Here is a 17196-nt window from a genome sequence, read left to right as displayed (position 1 = left end):
CTGCTGGGGTAGTCTCTACTAGTCCTCCATAAAATCTTTTTTCTTCTCTCTCTCAATATTAGCGTGCAAGTCATTAATGTGGCGCTCAACATACTGCTTGTGCCGAAGGAGTTCTACAGTGTTCAACATAGGCAGCAATGACTCCCAGAAATTCACACGTCCCTGGAGTACTGGCACCCAGCTACCATTGCTACTCCACGAATTTGGCTCCAAAGGGAGACCTTCAAAGGCATCAAAGCTCTTGTTTTGCTGAACGAACTGCTCAACGAAGACCAGCCTTCTCTCAGGCAAGAACTCCGAAATGACTCCGAAGAGATAGCGCATGATATTGATATCCTTGTTTCTTTCTGCGATGATCCGGAGTAGACAGTCATCCTGCCTCTTCTTAATGTCTATGCTCATATCGCTACTCCCCTCTCTGAGCCTAAAAAATGCCAAGAGATAGGGATCGATTGAAATGTAGCTATCCTTTTCATGTTCATATACGGCATTTAATAATAGATTAATAACTTCTTGATGATCCGTACGTTCCCAAATGAAAGTGTAATCCCTGCTGTCATCGTGGCTACTTAACCATCCCTTCCCAGATATCTTGTATTTCCAGGTCACATACTCTTCGGCAAACGCTAGGTCGATGTCGAGAAGATGGGAAAACAGCTTGCCGTTGTAGTCACTATGGCGGTTACCCGCCTCCACGGCTAGATAGGTCTCTTTAAGCAGCTGATGATCATGTGCAAACACCTCAAGTATCTTTTTGCCCACTTCCATATGCGGATTGAATAATGGTTCTAGAATTCCCACAAATTCTGGCTGTTTGGCCAGCTTTGCTATGATTGTACTTACAACCTTTGCGACGATCCGCGAATCGAGTGGGAGATATTTGACGAGATAGTCGAATCCATAAGGGAGATCTGAAAGATTTATTGTTGTGTAGAGGTTGTAGAGGTGAGCAAGCTTTTCATTGTCCACAGCTTCTTCCGGAAGGACCTCATGGAGATAGAAAAGCCATCGTTGTTTTGTCGGGTACTCCGGCCCAGACAGAAGTCTAATGGTGCCGTCAAAACCTCTAATATCATAAAGCTTCTTTACAAGCTGGTAGCCGGGAAGCCTTATTGGCTCTTGAAGTCTGAGGTAATATTCCAACACCAGCTCATATAGATCACTGTCTCGCTCTGCCAGCGGGCAGAGTGTATTTTCTACTGCAAGGGCAAATTGGTAGGTGTTTTGTTTCTCGGTCAGTGCCTCTTGTATGACCATGCAGTGATCAAAAAAAAGTGCGTAATCGTCAAAAGTGTAGCCAGCCGTCAACTGCTCCAATTTGGCCTGCTTCTGCTGCCAGAATTCTTCGTAAGATAACCTCTCATCAATTTTTTGGTCGAAATACTCTTCCAGGAGTGTTCTGGCAACTTGATAGGTGTTGTTACAGAATCGCTCTCGTAATCCTTCCGGGATCTTAATCTTGTGCCGTTCAAGTAAGTCAAGGACGTCGTTTAGTATGATGCAGTGTCGATAGTTTTCTGGGGTGAGGACTGACTCAAGGAAAGGAAGTACCTCCTTCGCATCACTCTCCACGAAGTCACTGTCTCTTAACCTGTAACGATCAGAGCAATAGCGTGCAATCAACCGCATCACATCTTTCTGTAGATCTAAATCCATGTAAAGACTTGCCAGTGTCACCCAGATCGCCTTACGCAGGGAAACCAGTTCCGGCGTAGCATGTAAGTCAAATTGGCAAAAAGCAATGGTCCGCCTATCTTTCGCTTTGTGATTACTGAAGTGGGTACCAAGAAAATCGAGAGCGATAGACATAAATAGCCGCGAAACAAATGGATTCCCGTCTTTGACATGGGCAGAGAGCACATCAATAACGCCGCGCTGGATTTCGAACTTCCTTAGATAGGATTCCGGCATGAAACCATAGTCTTCGGTAATCACCCGGAGTATAAGCGGAATCTCTTTTGCCCTTTTGATTGCATAGCGGATAATGAGGTCAAGCGCAATCCGGGCCTCTTCTACATAGGAGCAGGCAAACGGCCGGAGAATGCTTAAAATTGAAGGCGAAGACACCGCCTCAGAGCTTTTTTTGAAAGAGACGTCAACAACATCCACCGTCTCAATCTCCAACTCCTCAATCATCTCCTGAGCCCAGAGTAATGTATCGGTACGTTTTACAAACCAAAAAACGTCAAGTAGATGCAGAATTCCCTGCGTATCCCTCTCCTCCTCCAGCTTGGCATATAACACCTCGATGTGTGGACGCATTTCATTGATGATGTACGTGCTGTCGAAAGCGTTGAGAACTGGGTTGATCGAATCAATCAACCGTTGTCTCAGCCTTGGAAAAAAATGCTCTAGGATGACACTAAAATCAATAGCACGTTCTTTGAAGACAGCTAAATAGAAGAGGTAGGTCCCGAGAACTTGATCGGAAACACGAACAACCTCATCCTCGTGCATGTTGAGCACCTCCAGGTCATGAAGGCGATCAGCCGCTTCCCAGAAGGCAAGTCGGGGGATGCCGAAAGCTTTCTCGACCGTACACATCATCTCTTCGTTTGTGCGGTCCACTGCTTTGAAAAAGGAAACGATGCCGGATACTTTCAAAAGGTCAGTACTTCGTAAGTCGGCACCCTCACCTTTTAGATCATCTCGGATTGAAGAAAAGTAACTGTCGTAGAGTCCAGACACATCGGAGATACTGCTCAATGACTCAGACTTTGCAACTTCAGCAGCCATGACTGCCAATCTTGGATTGCCTTGTGCGATGTCAGCGATACGATTTAAATAATGGTAGTTGTGAATATCATATTCGTCAGTGATAAGCCCTTTGATCTGATCATCGGCAAAAGGCCCGATTTCCTCCTCAGCACAACCACCCAAAGGACGCGCTGCGTCTAGGACTTTTGCAAGCGCGTAGTCACGAACAGTGACGACCACCTTAATCTGCTGATCTTCGCGCTGATACAAGATTATGTCGACGATATAGTCGAATTTGCTCACCCTGTTTGCGTCATCAACGAGTATGAGAAATTTGCCCGGTCTCCTGAAGTGGGTTTGGAGGTCTTCCCATAAATCGCGATTGCGTCCAAAAATACAGAACATTTCATACTCAGGGTGAGCATCCGTAAACCTCCTGAATAGTTCTAACACTAATCGCGATTTCCCAACTCCGGCCCGCCCTGAGACAATCACCAGTTTTTCTGTCTCAAGCGCATTAAGCAATTTGCTAAGCTCCTCTTCCCGAAAGTGAAAACCGAGATCGAGTCGAGTCGCCAGCTTGCCTTTGTTGTAAATAGTTATGAACTGCTCGGGTGGCACGATCTGGCCGGTATCTATCTGGACTCCCAGGAAGTCAAGTGCAAGGCCGGGATATTTGCTGTACAGGTCAAAAGCGAGAGCATCAATCCCGAATAGATCAAGATTTACACCCTTCTTCTGGCACTCTTCAGCCAGCTCGTTCTCCTCTCCGGTGCCAAGCCTTCCAGTGAAACAAAAAATGACTCGTTCGATCTTGTCGATAGGGATCCCAGTCTTGCTTTCATCAAAGCACTTGCTGAGGTCTCCCTTCATCTTAGCCAGCAGGCCAACCTGTTGCGTGGTGTACTCAGCAAAGATGTAGGTACCATTTGGTGTCGCAAAAAGAGCGTCAGGTGTACCGACCTTTACCTTATTCGCAGCCACAACAGAGCCGATGGAGTTAACACGTCCAACGCCTCTACCGACGAGATATGCGTCTGCCAGCTTCTGGAACTGTCCCCCATCTAGCTCAAGAAGGGCCTGTTGAATCTGGTTGACCTTTGACATCGTTGTAAACTCCTCTAGCTACTTAGAGTTCTGTAAAACAAAAAGGTCCGAGTGAAATCGCTCGCCCATTTCTTGTTCTTCTAGATCACCACTCAATAGAAAACGGATTGAGAAACTGCCGTCCACAGAGAAAGTTTCTCTCAACCTGACTCAGCTCCGCCTCTTCACAGATCCTCTCCAAATTCACACGAATTGCCGTCTCGATCCGGTCAATCATAGCGACTGAGAGTTGGCTAAAATACTATGCATAAACACACCTAATGACCAGCATATTAACCATAAGCACAATTTAAGTATCAGAGACAGAACCATCATCTTTTAGAAACAAAAAGGCAAAAAAAGGGGGCCGGCTACTTTATAAAAAGCCGCCTGCCCCCTTCGCTTCCTGCAACCAACGTTTCTTTTGTTTACGCTATCAATCCAGATTCCGGGGACAGTTTACTTAATTCCGCTCACTATCTTCTGCACAGCTTACCCACGGCCTCACCGATAATTTCAAACTCCCGGATTACCGCAGAGTAACGCATGCGATCCTGAATAAAGGCATCACAGGTTATACCCTGTACATACGAAGATATTGCCGCGCCTGATTCCAATATATCCTGGCAATAGAGAAGCTGCGAACGTTTAGACATGGATTATCTCCTTGGCGACCATCTCACGCGCCAACGGCTTTAAGGTGCTTTCAATGCCAAGATCAACCGTCTTGCCCAGCTGCTGTTCAAGGTAGCGCCTGATGCCAAGAAAATTCCCCAAGGATTTCTTTTTAGATCTGATCTCTATGGCAATGTCGATATCAGAATCCTCGCGAGCCTCTCCTCTGGCATAACTACCGAAGAGGCCGACGCTCACCACACCGAAACGCTGCGCCATTTCATCCTTGTGCGTTTGCAGGAACATGATGATATCGTTTTTATTGCTGACCATACCGCGCTCCTAAGGATTGATTCGCAGGAGTATACATTGCACTGCCCAAAATGCAAGAAGGGCCGCCAGGGAACAAGCAGATAAAAAATGGCGCGTATTGCCACTGACACCGTTGAAATCACAAACATCCCAAGTAAAAACCCTTCCCCCATAACCGGCGTTATAGCGATAACGTCGGTTATTACAACTTAACATGCTGATATCAAATAACTAACACTAAACCGCACAATTCCTGCCATAACCAACGTTATACCCCTTCACCCGCACACGACGCCCCATCACCCCAGATTAGCTTTGTCATAGCAGCAACTTACAAACAAATCAGCGCATTGGCACGCTGTCTGCTCACTACCATGACAACTCTTACTACTTTCGCCCTGCGGGGCACAACAGACGACATAACGTCAAGGAGGCCTGTCATGGCAATGTTCTGGATTCAATTCATACTGGTACTGGGTGCGGTCTTAATCGGTATCCGTCGGGGTGGGGTTGCCCTTGGCCTGATCGGCGGCCTGGGGGTTGCCTTGCTAACTCTGGGATTCCGCAGCGCTCCATCGGAACCGCCAATCGCCGTGATGCTGATCATCCTGGCGGTGGTAACCGCTTCTGCCACCCTGCAGGTGGCAGGTGGACTTGATTATCTGGTGCAGTTGACCGAGCGGCTGCTGCGTTCACAACCCAAGTACGTCACTATTCTTGCTCCGCTCTCCACCTTTTTCCTGACGGTCTGCTGCGGTACCGGCCATGCGGTCTATGCCCTGCTGCCGGTTATTTCTGACGTGGCGCTGAAGACCGGTATCCGCCCTGAACGGCCGATGGCCATCTCCAGCGTGGCCTCCCAGATGGGGATCACTGCCAGCCCGGTGGCTGCTGCCGTGACCTTCTTCCTCGGCTTTGCCGCCAAGGCCGGATATCCGGTAACCCTGATCGACATCATTATGGTTACCATGCCTGCCGGCGTGATCGGCGTGCTGGCTGCCGCTGCCTGGAGCTTTAACCGTGGCAAGGACCTGGATAAGGATGCTGAGTTCCAGGCTCGCCTGGAAGATCCTGATTTCCGTGACTCTCTGAACGCCAGCGTGACTACCCTTGACCAGAAGATCTCCACAACCGCCAAATTTTCAGTGCTGCTGTTCTTTGCCGGTGTTGGTACGATCATCTTCCTGGCAAGTTTCCCGGAATTGTTGCCGCTGGCAGCCAACAAAAAACCGGTTGCCATGACCACGGTTGTACAGTTTGTGATGCTTGCCTTTGGCGCCTTCATCATGTTTGCCGGTAACGTAAAAGCAAAAGATATCGCCCACTCAAGCGTCTTTACTGCCGGTATGATTGCCGTGGTCTCCATCTTCGGTATCGCCTGGATGAGTGATACCTTTATCTCCGCCAACAAGGCTTTTCTGGTTGATAACATCGGCATCATGGTCAAAATAGCCCCCTGGACCTTTGCCATCGCCACCTTCTGTATCTCCGCCTTTGTGAAAAGCCAGGCCGCCACACTGGCCATCACCCTGCCGCTGGGTCTGGCCCTGGGCCTGCCGGTTCCTCTGCTGCTGGGTCTGATGCCTGCCAGTTACGCCTACTTCTTCTTTGCCTTCTATCCTAGTGACCTGGCAGCCATTAACATGGACCGTACCGGCACCACCCGTATCGGCAAGTACCTGTTAAACCATAGCTTTATGATCCCTGGCCTGATCGGGGTCAGCACCTCAACCGTGGTGGCCTATGTAATCTCGCGCATGATCTTCTAAGACAGATTCACCGGTTGACAACCGTCAAATAAGCGATAGCCTTTTATCAGATACCATCAGGCGGTCTGACCGGATACCGGTGAGGCCGCCGCAGTTTCACGTATCACCTGTACAGAGAGGAGAACACCATGAAACAGACGTTTGGACGTATCATTATGCTGCTGGCTCTTGTAGGCCTGCTGTTACCCGCTGGTCTGGTACAGGCCGCAGCAGGAGGGACCGCGTTGGCGGAGCTGCACAAGCTCAAGCAGATCGGCTGTGCTGATTGCCATGGCACCGCCAAGAAGATCACGGTTGATGACAGTGAAAAAGGGATCAACCAGAGCTGTATCGGTTGTCACGGTGATCTTGATGCCGTGGGTGCCAAGGCCAAGGCACATATCAACCCCCACAAATCCCACCTGGGCCAGCTCAACTGTACCACCTGCCACAGCGGACACAGCCGTTCGCAGGCCTACTGCCTGAAATGCCATACCTACGATATGCCGATTCCAGGCGGTGCATCCCCAGTAGTGCCGCTGAAGCTGAAGAAGTCAGCCAAGAAGGTTGAAACTGCTGATGTGGTGGTGATCGGGGCTGGAGCCTCCGGTATGACCGCCGCCATTACGGCCCATGATGCCGGTGCAAAGGTCATTCTGCTGGAAAAACAGCCCATTACCGGTGGCAACAGCATGCTGGCCGCAGGCGGCATGAACGCTGCCGACACGAAATTCCAGAAGGCCAAAGGGATCAAGGATTCTGTTGAGCTGATGTATCAGGACACTATGAAAGGTGGCAAAAACACCAATGACCCTGCCTTGGTCAGGATTCTGGCCCAGAACTCATCCGGCTCGGTTGACTGGCTGACCTCTATCGGCGCTGATATCAGCGATGTTGGCCGGATGGCCGGTGCCAGTGTCTACCGTACCCACCGTCCCACCGGCGGCCATGCCGTGGGGGCCCATATTGCCAACGTGCTGCGCAAGAACGCTGCTGACCGCAAGATCGATGTCCGGGTCAACAGCAAGGTGGTCAAGATCATTGAAGACAAGCAGGGTCGGGTAACCGGTGTTGAAGTGGAAGGTAAGCATAGCGGCAGCTATAACATCAAGGCTAAGGCAGTGGTGCTGGCTGCCGGTGGTTTCTCTGCCAATCCCGAAAAAGTGGCCTTCTATCGTCCTGAATTCAAGGGGATGACCACGTCCAATCAGCCCGGCGCAACCGGTGATGGACTTGAACTGGGAGCCAAGGCAGGCGGCGAGCTGAAAGATATGAAAGAGATCCAGATTCACCCCACCGTGGCAGCTGGCAGCCGGATCCTGATTACCGAGGCGGTGCGGGGTAACGGCGCTATCCTGATCAACCATGAGGGCAAACGCTTTGTGAACGAACTGACCACCCGCGATAAGGCCTCTGAGGCGATCCTGCAGCAGACCGGCAAGTCGGCCTACCTGATCTTTGATGAGGCAATCCGCAAGAGCCTGAAGCAGATCGACGGCTACTTCCACCTGGAGCTGGTCAAGGAAGGGGCCACCATCAAGGAGCTGGCAGCAGCTCTGAAGATGCCTGCCGATACCCTTGCGGCCTCAATCGAGACCTACAACAAGGCGGTTGATGCCAAGAGTGATGCTGAATTCAAGCGTCCTGACCTGCCCCGTGCGCTACGGACCGCCAAGTACTACGCCATTGAGATCAAGCCGGGCGTGCATTACACCATGGGCGGCCTGAAGATCAACACCGACACTCAGGTAATCGCCAAGGACGGCAAGCCGATTGCCGGTTTCTATGCTGCCGGTGAAGTAACCGGCGGGGTGCATGGCGCCAACCGGCTGGGGGGCAACTCCATCTCCGAGACCATCACCTTTGGCCGGATTGCCGGAGCAAACGCTGCCAAACTGGCGAAATCAGCAACAAAGTAGCGCCTAACGACTGAGCAGGGGTAGGCTGACAGGTCTACCCCTGCCGGGAGTTTTCTCCATGCAACCATCAACACGCTTCATAGCCCTTGCCAACAAAAACCTCAGGCGGTTCCTGACTGGCCAGGCCATCTCGCTGACCGGTACCTGGATGCAGTCGGTAGCCCAGGGCTGGCTGGTCTACACCCTGACCAAATCACCACTTTCACTGGGCCTTGTGGCTGTGGCCCTGTCTGCACCGGTACTGCTTTTTTCGCTGTTTGGCGGTGTCATCGCGGACACAATCGATCGACGGCGACTGCTGATCATGACCCAGACCCTGTCCATACTACCGGCCCTGCTGCTGGCTGGCCTGACCCTCAGCGGACAGATCACGGTCGGCTGGATCATGGCGTTGGCCTTTCTGCTGGGGACCGTCAATGCCATTGAGCTGCCTGCCCGGCAGGCCTTTCTGGCTGAACTGGTCACCAGATCAGAGCTGACCAGCGCCATTACGTTGCATTCCGTGGTGTTTAACGCCACCCGGATTATCGGCCCGATTCTGGCTGGCTTTACCATTGCAACTGCCGGTCTGTCCGTCTGTTTTTTGATCAATGCCATCAGTTTTCTGGCCGGTATCGCTTCATTGCTGCTGATCCCGCCCCAAACCAGCGACTGTATCGGCACAAAATTACGTTCCAGTATGCTTGAGGGGTTACGAGAAGGGGTCCGCTATGTGGCAGGAGAACGCCAGATCAGCCTGATCATGGTGCTGGTGGCAGTGATCAGCCTGTTTGGTATCCCCTTTGTACCGATGCTACCGATTTTTGCTGATGGCATACTTAAGGTGGGACCCGAGGGGTTGGGACTTTTAGCCGGAGCCAGCGGAGTTGGCTCACTATTGGCAGCCCTGCTGGTGGCGTGGCAACGTGTTATCCATAAGAAAGGCCGCCTGATGGTGGCGGCCGGACTGTTGTTTGCGGGCTGTCTCTTTCTGTTTGCCCATTCCCGTGATTACCAGTCTGCCCTGCTGGCACTGCTGTTTACCGGTGCCGGAATGGTCTGTTTTCTGGCAATGATCAGCTGCCACCTGCAGCACCACTGCCCTGAAATACTGCGTGGCCGCGTGATGGGGGTCTACACCCTGGTGCTGATCGGCATGGCACCCTTTGGCCACGCCCTGATGGGCTTCCTTGCCGGGGCAATCGGGGTCAGTGCAGCCCTGTCTTTTGGTTCTGCCATCTGCGGCGGGGTAATTCTGGCCAGCGTACGCCCCTTGATCCGCATTAACTAAATCTACTTCTTAGCACGCTTCTCATCCAATGATTTAATAATATCACCAGTAACATCAATCATTGCAACAGTTGAGCTGAGATAGAGCAGATCACGGTTGGTGGCCACTGCGGCGAGCCCTTTGGCCTTGCCCTGTTCATCTGCTGCCTTGCCGATCGCCTCAAACAGTCCCTTGGTCAACTTCTGCTGATTCTCCATCAACTCTTTTTCTGCCTTCATGCCAAACTTCTGAAACTCTTCAATCTTTTTCTGAAATTCCTTTGATTTGGCCTCACGCTGCTGGGGTGTCAGGGTGGGCAGTTGACGCTCGGTATCAGCCTTGAACTTGTCCAGCTGCTTCCGCTTGCCTTCCACCTGCTTCTGCAACTTGGCCTGCTGGGCCTTGATCTGGGCCTGGGCAGCCTTACCCATGGTCGTATCCGTTGACACCTTGTTGATATCCACCACACCGATCTTCATCGTTACAACCGGTTTTGCCTCCTCTTTGGCTGTTGGCAACAGCGACAGGCCGGGAGCAGGTTTTAAGGCAGGTTGAGCTGGTACAGCCTCCGGGGCAGCGGGCGCAGGAGCAGCAGCTGGAGTTGCCGCTGCTGCCGGTTGATCAGCAGCCTGGGCGGTTAGCGTGGCAAGCAGCAGGAAACAGGAAATAAGTACGGTTCGTATCGTTTTTTGCATAACATGCCTTTCTTGTACGGTTAATTGATTCTAAATTTACTGACCATCTGCTGCAGCTCTGCCGATGAGGATGCCATCTGGGCTGCAGCAATCTTGGTTTCATCAGCCCCCTGGGCGGCCTCGCGGATCACCGAGGTGATACCGTGCATACTGTCAGAGATGGCCACGGTTGAACTTGATTGCTGGGCAGCAGCCGAAGCAACATGGGATACCTGACTCAGCAGTTCACAGATTTTTTCACGGATGGTGCTGATCGCCTCGCAGGAAAGCCGCACCCCTTCGCCCCCTTCATGAACACTGCCAGCACTCTGTTCCATGGAGCCGACCACGGCTCGCACATCACGCTGCAAAGCGGTAATAATCCCCTGAATCTCACGGGTTGCAGTGGCTGTCCGTTCTGCCAGATGACGGACTTCATCAGCCACCACGGCAAATCCACGGCCTTGATCACCTGCCCGGGCTGCCTCAATGGCGGCGTTTAAAGCCAGCAGATTGGTCTGATCGGCAATATCACCGATGGTGGACAGGATGTCGCCGATCTGGTTGGAAGTGGCGCCCAGGTTTTTGACTGCAGAGGTTGTCTCTGTCATGACACCTTCAATACTGCCCATCACCACGGACATACCGGAGATGATCCGTTCTCCTTCCCGCGAAACCTGCTCAGCCTCGGTGGCCATGGCCGACATGGTATCGCAACTGCAGGCGATCTCACTGCTGACACTGGCCATACCATCGGCTGACTGGCTGACCGCATCGGACTGGGTGGCAGCGCTGCCGGTGCCATCGGCAATGGTTTCAGCGGTCTGGCGGAGGCGATCCGAGGCAGTGGCAACACTGTCGGTGGTATGACGAATACCTGATATCATGGTCTGCATGGCGGTCTGCAGGGTGCCGATGGAACGGATAATGGCGCTGATCTCATTATTGCGCTTGGCAGAGATGGTCTGACGCAGGTTGCCGTCGGTCATCTCCTTCAGGTAGCCAAGAATACGCTGTAGGGCATCATTAACTGACCAGAACAGCAGGCCACCGAAAAAGGCTCCAGCCACCACAAACAGGGCGGTAGTTAAAATAGAATAGGTCAAGGGAAGCGATCGTCCAGCCCCGACACCAAGAATAATACAAAGACTGTAGCAGGCACAGAGCAGGTAAATACGGGTTTTGATCTTCAAGGCCAGATAACGGTCCAGGATGAAATTCATGGTGCTCTCCAAGTATATTGTTCAGAAAATAGTGTGCATAGTACTCTATTTTATCGCTATTTGCCTGCTTTTTTTGCAGCTGACACTTCAACCGCCACATCGTACAGAGTACTGCCCTCACCGCAGTCGGTCAGACGTTGCGAGGTCAGGGCATTGATACCACGCCCTGATTGGCTGCGATCAAGCCAGTAGATCCCTTCGCTGACCACGACCCCCGCTGGCACCTGTTGCGTTACCTTCAGCAACAGTTCAACGGCCCCCAGATCATTATAGATATGAACTAGTTCAGCATCCTGCAGCTGTCGTGCCCCGGCATCTGCCGGGTTCATCAGCAGAGTTGGTTCACCACGTTTCTGCAGCAGGTCATCCCGTTCATTGAAGCTTGAGTTCAGGCTGTGCAGGCTGACGCTTGGCTGCAGCCGCAGCGGAAACCGGTCTGCCTCGGCATGGGTGGGCAACAGGCAGGGCAAGGGATGTAATTCCCGCTCATTACGCAGCTCAATCTTTCCTGACGGTGTCAGCCAAGGCCCCCGTGGCGAGCTTGGGGGCGTCATCACAACCGGCTCCCCCTGCCGGAGTTGTTCAGTAATTGCAACATCACGCCAGTCATTGGGCTCTGCCAGCAGCTGATCAATCAGGTTGTCGGCTGACTGGCGGAAGAACGGTTCATCCCAGCCCAGCCCCTGTGCCAGTAGGCAGAAGGTATCCCAGTTGGACTTTGCCTCACCCAGCGGCGGGATCACCCCGCTACAGCGCTGGGCCTGATAACTGCCGTAGCTGCGGTACAGGTCAGGATGTTCCAGAGAACTGGTGGCAGGCAGGACAATGTCGGCATAGCGGGCGGTATCGGTCATGAAACGTTCATGCACCACCGTAAACAGGTCCTCCCGCTCCAGCCCTTTGATAACCGCATTCTGATCCGGGGCAATGGCAGCCGGGTTGGAATGATAGACATACAGCGACATCACTCTGGGATCATGAAGATTTTTCAGGGCTGCCCCCAGCTGGTTCATGTTCACGATCCGGGTTGGACTGGGCATGAAATCCTCCCGTGTGACCAGCTGCAGCGGAAAAGCAGCGCCGGTGGAGGTGCCGCAGAAAAGTCCCCCGCCCGGCCGCTGCCAGGCCCCGATCACAGCGGGCAGGGTGGCGATGCAGCGAACCGTCATGGCACCGTTACCATAGCGGGTCAAACCACCACCCACCTGAATCAACGGTGCTGTGGCTGTAGCATAGGCCCGTGCCAAATCACGGATCGTATCAGCCGAAAGCCCGCAAATGGCGGTCATCTGTTCTGGCCTGCAATCCGGCAGAATCTGGCTGCAAAGCTCCTCAAAACCAATAACATTGTCACGGATAAATGCCTGATCCAGCAGTCCTTCTGCCACCATCACCTGCAGCATCCCCAGAGCCAGGGCTCCGTCTCCACCCGGCTTAACAATAATCGCCTGATCCACGGCATCACAGGTGGGGGTCTGGTAGGTATCAACGGCCCAGACCTGCGCCCCCCGTTTCCGGGCAGCCTGAGCAACAGCCATACTGTGGATGCTGGTGGCAGCGGCATTCAGTCCCCAGAGGATAATCAGGTCGCTCTTGCTGCGCTCTGCAGGATCAAGGGCCGGGGTATCCCCCATGACCGCCTTCCAGCCGTAATCCTTGGCGGGGGTACAGATGGTGCGGGCCAGACGGCTGGCCCCCAGTTTATGAAAAAAAGGATGGCCGCTGTTGCGCTGCACCAGCCCCATAGTACCGGCATAGGAATAGGGCAGGATTGCCTCAGCACCATACTGCGGAATAATCTCCTGCCAGCGGGAACAGATCCGCTGCGCAGCTTCGTCCCAGCTGATCGGTTTAAACTGGCCGCTCCCCTTGGGACCGGTCCGCAGCAGTGGCGTAGTCAGACGCTGAGGCGAGTGGACGGTCTGCTGGTACTGCCGCATCTTTCCGCAGATCAGCCCCTGGGTAATCGGATGATTCGGGTCAGCCGCAATCTTGACCGCCTGATCATTTTCAACGGTTATCAACAGACCGCAGGCATCAGGACAGTCATAGGGACAGACAGAACGGCAGAGCATTGAACACCTCCAGCAGATGTGTAAGGAATTACATTTGACAGCAGTGTTATCTTCGGTAATCATCCCTAACAGAATCGTGAGGGAGGAATCAAGAAATGATCATTGTAACCGGAGGCGCCGGCCTGATCGGCAGCGCTGTTGTACATGGCCTGAATCAACGCGGTAGTGAAAATATTATGGTGGTTGACCACCTGGGGTTGACTGAAAAGTGGCGTAATCTGGCACCACTCAAGTTCAGGGACTACCTTGAAAAAGACGCCTTTGAGACACTGCTGGACAACGGCAGCCTGCCATCCCGCCTTTCAGGACCGCTGCAGGCGATCATCCACCTGGGGGCCTGCTCTGCCACCACGGAACGGGATGCCAGCTACCTGATCCGTAACAACTTTGAATACTCCCGCAAGGCTGCCCTGTTTGCCAAAGAGCAGGGTGCCCGTTTTATTTACGCCTCCAGTGCTGCCACCTACGGTAACGGTGAACTGGGCTTTTCCGATGATGAGACACGGCTGACCAAGCTACGCCCCATGAATATGTACGGTTATTCCAAGCAGTTATTTGATCTCTGGGCGCAACAGCAGGGATTATTGACAGAGCTGGCGGGACTGAAATACTACAATGTCTACGGCCCCAATGAGCAACACAAGGGGGAGATGCGCTCCCTGGTGCAGAAGGCCTTTGAACAGATCTCCGAGACCGGCCGGCTCAAGCTGTTCAAATCCCACCGCCCCGACTACGCCGATGGTGAGCAGGTACGGGACTTTGTCTATGTCAAGGATGCGGCAGCCATGACCCTGCACTTTCTTGACAACCGCGAAGCAGCCGGTATCTTCAACGTGGGTGGCGGCAGCACCGCCAGCTGGAACCGGCTGGCAACAGCAGTCTTCAACGCCATGGACCTGCCGGTGGCCATTGACTACATCGACATGCCGGAGTCAATCCGTAACACCTACCAGTATCACACCTGCGCCGAGACCGAGAAGATCCGTCAGACCGGCTACACTGCCCCGACGATGAGTCTGGAGGCAGCAGTCAGCGATTACATCCGTAACTACCTGATCCCAAACAAGCATTTGGGGGATGAGTAGACCCACGTACAAAAGGAGGAACCATCATGAAAAGCATTGACGCAAAAAGCTTCATCATCGGTATTCTGGTGACCCTGCTGACTGTCTTTGCCGCAGGAGCGGCCCATGACGCCTTTGCTCCCCATGAGATCCAGCGCCTGAAACAGCTGGCCTCCTATATGCAGGACGACGGCAACCTCAACATGGGCAACCACCGGATCATCATGCTCGGCTCAACCATCTATGACGACGGCTCCCAGGGGGGCGGCCTGATTATCCGTGGCGGTGCCAACCGGGTTCACCTGCACGGCAACCCGATCATCTACGATCAGCCGGAGTTCCGTCAGGGGACCATCAACATCGGCAGCAACCTGAATCTGGGCAGTAAAAAAATCATCATGCAGGGTTCTTCGATCTACGACGACGGTTCCCAAGGGGGCGGCCTGATCCTGCGTGGCGGTGCCAACCGGGTCCATCTGCACGGCAGTTCGATCTTCTACGACAACCCTGACTTCCGCCAGACCCTTACCCTGAATAATGACCTGAACATGGGTAACAAAAAGATCGTCATGCTGGGTTCATCCATCTTTGACGACGGCTCCCAGGGAGGCGGTCTGCAGATCCACGGCGGCGCACACCGTATCCATACCTTTGGTCAGATGTTGCCGCATTAAGGTTCTACCGCGCATCATGCACAAACGGCATCCGGATAACCTGGGTGCCGTTTGTTTTTATCGTAGCAGTAATCGTATTCCAATTCCCAGCAGTGCTGTCAGACCATAGCTCAACCACATCAGCCGTGCCGCCTGCAGGATATGCCGCGCTGCCAGAGGCTGCAGCGGATCACCCATAAACGGCCTGGTACTGGGTTGGCCAAAGTAGCTGTTAACCCCACCCAGTTGCACCCCCAGGGCTCCGGCCACTGCAGCCTCGATATGCCCGCCGTTGGGGCTGGGGTGGTTGTGGCGGTCCCGCCAAAAGATCCTCCAGGCATTGCCCGCACGCAGCCGTAGCACAAAGGCTGCCGCAACTGTAAGCAGGGCGGTCAGGCGGCTGGGTATCAGATTTGCCAGATCATCCAGCCGGGCTGATGCCCAGCCAAACTGCAGATATTGTTCATTCTTATAGCCAAAAGTGGAATCAAGCGTACTGATCGCTTTGTAGGCCAGCGCACCCAGCGGCCCAGCCAGACAGGCGTACAACAACGGCGCGGTGCAGCCATCCACCGTATTCTCTGCCACTGACTCCACTGCTGCGCGGGTCACCTCTGCCTCATCCAGCTGTTCTGTATCCCGTCCCACCAGCCAGCTGACCCGTTGCCGCGCCTCTGTCTGATTACCTGCCTTCAGCGGGCGATAGACTGCCAGGGCATGGTCATGCAGTGAGCGGGTTGCAAAGCAGGTGTACAGCAGCAGTATTGCTACGACATCACCGGCCAGTGGATGCAGCAGAGCAGCAGCCTTCAACAGCCCAAAGGCAATCAGCACCGTACTGCCCACCATCAGCAACACCGCAATGATACCGGCAAGCTTGGGGTTGGCAATCAAACGACGCAGCGGTGCTTCTAAGCCCTGAGCCAGCCAGCCGATCCCCTGCACCGGATGGGGCAGCCAACGGGGATCACCCAGCAGTAGGTCCAGTAGAATCGCCAGCAGTATTTGTTGGTAGAGAGGGATCACAGACTGTTAATAGCACGCGGATAACGCGGATTGAACGGATTTTCGTAGATTGATAAAAAACGAAGGCCCAGACCCGGCAATTTGATTCAGAAATTACCTTTGTCGAAAAACCGGCAGTGCAGTCCAACTACTATTTTGTCCTGTCGTTACCACAAATCTATTGACCATCCAAACCAGTTAACGTACACTTAAAGTGTACATCAATGAGCAAAGGGAGCCAGCCATGCAACAAGTACCCGTAACGGTGTTTCGCAAACATATCCCGGAATATCTGGGCAAGGTCCGCCAGGGAGAAGGTCTTTCTCTCACCTCCAGAGGTCGGGAAGTTGCCCGACTGGTGCCACCGGAGGATACGCGCTTAAGCGCACGGGAACAACTGCAGGCGCTTCGTGCCCATTGCCGCGTTGACGATGTGGTTTCGCCGATTGATACTGAATGGGAGGCAGAGCGTGCTGATACTTGACACCTGCGCCCTTATCTTTGACGCACTGACCCCGGAACGCCTCAGTGCCAAGGCAATCACCGCAATCAAGCAGGCTGACAAGGCAGGTACGCTTGCCTGTGCGGATATATCGCTATGGGAGATTGCCATGCTGATATCCAAAGGTCGTATTGATCCGGGCACTGATCCAAAGACCTTTATCCAGCTTGTACTTGCAGCCCGCTCCATTAAAGTGCAGCCCGTCACACCGGAGATTGCCGCAAAAAGCGTGCTGACTGATTTCTGCCCCCACGGTGACCCGGCAGATCGCTTGATTGCCGCAACTGCTGTATTGAACAAGGCACGGCTAGTAACATCGGACAAAAAACTGGCTGCCGTCAGCGGTATCCAGATTGTCTGGTAACCGGTACTAC

At 53.4% G+C, this 17196-nt stretch carries 14 protein-coding genes; 7 read left to right on the top strand and 7 right to left on the bottom strand.

Annotation, left to right across the window (positions count from 1 at the left end):
• Positions 1 to 18 precede the first annotated feature (18 nt).
• The 3 genes from B5D39_RS01600 to B5D39_RS01590 all read right to left on the bottom strand — a co-directional run bounded on the left by B5D39_RS01600 (position 19) and on the right by B5D39_RS01590 (position 4731).
• Positions 19 to 3804: an ATP-binding protein gene (locus B5D39_RS01600; protein WP_078788632.1), complete on the bottom strand. Its 3786-nt coding sequence runs from the start codon at positions 3802 to 3804 to the stop codon at positions 19 to 21.
• Between the two features lie 455 nt (positions 3805 to 4259).
• Positions 4260 to 4439, bottom strand: a complete 180-nt coding sequence (locus B5D39_RS01595; RefSeq protein ID WP_078788631.1) for a HepT-like ribonuclease domain-containing protein — start codon at positions 4437 to 4439, stop codon at positions 4260 to 4262.
• On the bottom strand, positions 4432 to 4731 hold the full coding sequence (locus tag B5D39_RS01590; RefSeq protein WP_078788630.1) for a nucleotidyltransferase family protein: 300 nt from the start codon (positions 4729 to 4731) through the stop codon (positions 4432 to 4434). Before B5D39_RS01590 ends, B5D39_RS01595 begins: the two co-directional genes overlap by 8 nt.
• Before the next feature lie 419 nt (positions 4732 to 5150).
• On the opposite strand from B5D39_RS01590, the gene B5D39_RS01585 reads away from it, so the two are divergent.
• The 3 genes from B5D39_RS01585 (at position 5151) to B5D39_RS01575 (ending at position 9647) form a co-directional block, all read left to right on the top strand.
• Positions 5151 to 6479: an anaerobic C4-dicarboxylate transporter gene (locus B5D39_RS01585; protein WP_078788629.1), complete on the top strand. Its 1329-nt coding sequence runs from the start codon at positions 5151 to 5153 to the stop codon at positions 6477 to 6479.
• 128 nt (positions 6480 to 6607) lie between these two features.
• The gene (locus tag B5D39_RS01580; RefSeq protein WP_078788628.1) at positions 6608 to 8377 is read left to right on the top strand and encodes a flavocytochrome c; all 1770 of its coding nucleotides are present in this window, start codon (positions 6608 to 6610) and stop codon (positions 8375 to 8377) included.
• Positions 8378 to 8435: 58 nt separating this feature from the next.
• A complete protein-coding gene (locus B5D39_RS01575) occupies positions 8436 to 9647 on the top strand; it encodes an MFS transporter (RefSeq protein ID WP_078788627.1) in 1212 nt (403 codons plus the stop codon).
• Positions 9648 to 9649: 2 nt separating this feature from the next.
• On the opposite strand, the gene B5D39_RS01570 is transcribed toward B5D39_RS01575, so the two are convergent.
• The 3 genes from B5D39_RS01570 to B5D39_RS01560 are packed head-to-tail and all read right to left on the bottom strand — an operon-like array spanning position 9650 to position 13598.
• Complete coding sequence (locus tag B5D39_RS01570; protein WP_078788626.1) at positions 9650 to 10321, bottom strand: OmpH/Skp family outer membrane protein; 672 nt, start codon at positions 10319 to 10321, stop codon at positions 9650 to 9652.
• A gap of 20 nt (positions 10322 to 10341) precedes the next feature.
• Positions 10342 to 11523: a methyl-accepting chemotaxis protein gene (locus B5D39_RS01565; RefSeq protein WP_078788625.1), complete on the bottom strand. Its 1182-nt coding sequence runs from the start codon at positions 11521 to 11523 to the stop codon at positions 10342 to 10344.
• 56 nt (positions 11524 to 11579) lie between these two features.
• Positions 11580 to 13598, bottom strand: a complete 2019-nt coding sequence (locus B5D39_RS01560) for a molybdopterin-dependent oxidoreductase (protein ID WP_078788624.1) — start codon at positions 13596 to 13598, stop codon at positions 11580 to 11582.
• 95 nt (positions 13599 to 13693) lie between these two features.
• Here B5D39_RS01560 and rfaD point away from each other — a divergent pair, with 95 nt between their 5' ends.
• A complete protein-coding gene (gene rfaD / locus B5D39_RS01555) occupies positions 13694 to 14683 on the top strand; it encodes an ADP-glyceromanno-heptose 6-epimerase (RefSeq protein WP_078788623.1) in 990 nt (329 codons plus the stop codon).
• A 26-nt stretch (positions 14684 to 14709) separates the two neighbouring features.
• The gene (locus B5D39_RS01550; RefSeq protein WP_078788622.1) at positions 14710 to 15336 is read left to right on the top strand and encodes a hypothetical protein; all 627 of its coding nucleotides are present in this window, start codon (positions 14710 to 14712) and stop codon (positions 15334 to 15336) included.
• A 57-nt stretch (positions 15337 to 15393) separates the two neighbouring features.
• Here B5D39_RS01550 and cbiB read toward each other — a convergent pair whose 3' ends face one another.
• Positions 15394 to 16341 (bottom strand): adenosylcobinamide-phosphate synthase CbiB, encoded by a 948-nt coding sequence (gene cbiB, locus B5D39_RS01545; RefSeq protein ID WP_078788621.1) that lies wholly within the window; start codon positions 16339 to 16341, stop codon positions 15394 to 15396.
• 223 nt (positions 16342 to 16564) lie between these two features.
• On the opposite strand from cbiB, the gene B5D39_RS01540 reads away from it, so the two are divergent.
• A complete protein-coding gene (locus tag B5D39_RS01540; RefSeq protein WP_078788620.1) occupies positions 16565 to 16804 on the top strand; it encodes a type II toxin-antitoxin system Phd/YefM family antitoxin in 240 nt (79 codons plus the stop codon).
• Positions 16791 to 17186, top strand: coding sequence for a type II toxin-antitoxin system VapC family toxin (locus B5D39_RS01535; RefSeq protein WP_161947403.1), 396 nt, complete (start codon positions 16791 to 16793; stop codon positions 17184 to 17186). Before B5D39_RS01540 ends, B5D39_RS01535 begins: the two co-directional genes overlap by 14 nt.
• The last annotated feature ends 10 nt before the right edge of the window (positions 17187 to 17196 follow it).

This window comes from Trichlorobacter thiogenes (assembly GCF_900167465.1).
Classification (GTDB): Bacteria; Desulfobacterota; Desulfuromonadia; order Geobacterales; family Pseudopelobacteraceae; genus Trichlorobacter; species Trichlorobacter thiogenes.
Note: the sequence above shows the minus strand (reverse complement) of the source record. Positions and strands in the feature narration are given on the sequence as shown.

What these genes read in the sequence shown, in the direction of transcription:
- B5D39_RS01540 (WP_078788620.1), top strand. Translation starts at nt 16,565, where the DNA reads ATGCAACAAGTACCCGTAACGGTGTTTCGCAAACATATCCCGGAATAT.
- B5D39_RS01585 (WP_078788629.1), top strand. Translation starts at nt 5,151, where the DNA reads ATGGCAATGTTCTGGATTCAATTCATACTGGTACTGGGTGCGGTCTTA.
- rfaD (WP_078788623.1), top strand. Translation starts at nt 13,694, where the DNA reads ATGATCATTGTAACCGGAGGCGCCGGCCTGATCGGCAGCGCTGTTGTA.
- B5D39_RS01580 (WP_078788628.1), top strand. Translation starts at nt 6,608, where the DNA reads ATGAAACAGACGTTTGGACGTATCATTATGCTGCTGGCTCTTGTAGGC.
- B5D39_RS01590 (WP_078788630.1), bottom strand. Translation starts at nt 4,731, where the DNA reads ATGGTCAGCAATAAAAACGATATCATCATGTTCCTGCAAACGCACAAG.
- B5D39_RS01595 (WP_078788631.1), bottom strand. Translation starts at nt 4,439, where the DNA reads ATGTCTAAACGTTCGCAGCTTCTCTATTGCCAGGATATATTGGAATCA.
- B5D39_RS01560 (WP_078788624.1), bottom strand. Translation starts at nt 13,598, where the DNA reads ATGCTCTGCCGTTCTGTCTGTCCCTATGACTGTCCTGATGCCTGCGGT.
- B5D39_RS01550 (WP_078788622.1), top strand. Translation starts at nt 14,710, where the DNA reads ATGAAAAGCATTGACGCAAAAAGCTTCATCATCGGTATTCTGGTGACC.
- B5D39_RS01575 (WP_078788627.1), top strand. Translation starts at nt 8,436, where the DNA reads ATGCAACCATCAACACGCTTCATAGCCCTTGCCAACAAAAACCTCAGG.
- B5D39_RS01600 (WP_078788632.1), bottom strand. Translation starts at nt 3,804, where the DNA reads ATGTCAAAGGTCAACCAGATTCAACAGGCCCTTCTTGAGCTAGATGGG.
- B5D39_RS01570 (WP_078788626.1), bottom strand. Translation starts at nt 10,321, where the DNA reads ATGCAAAAAACGATACGAACCGTACTTATTTCCTGTTTCCTGCTGCTT.
- B5D39_RS01565 (WP_078788625.1), bottom strand. Translation starts at nt 11,523, where the DNA reads ATGAATTTCATCCTGGACCGTTATCTGGCCTTGAAGATCAAAACCCGT.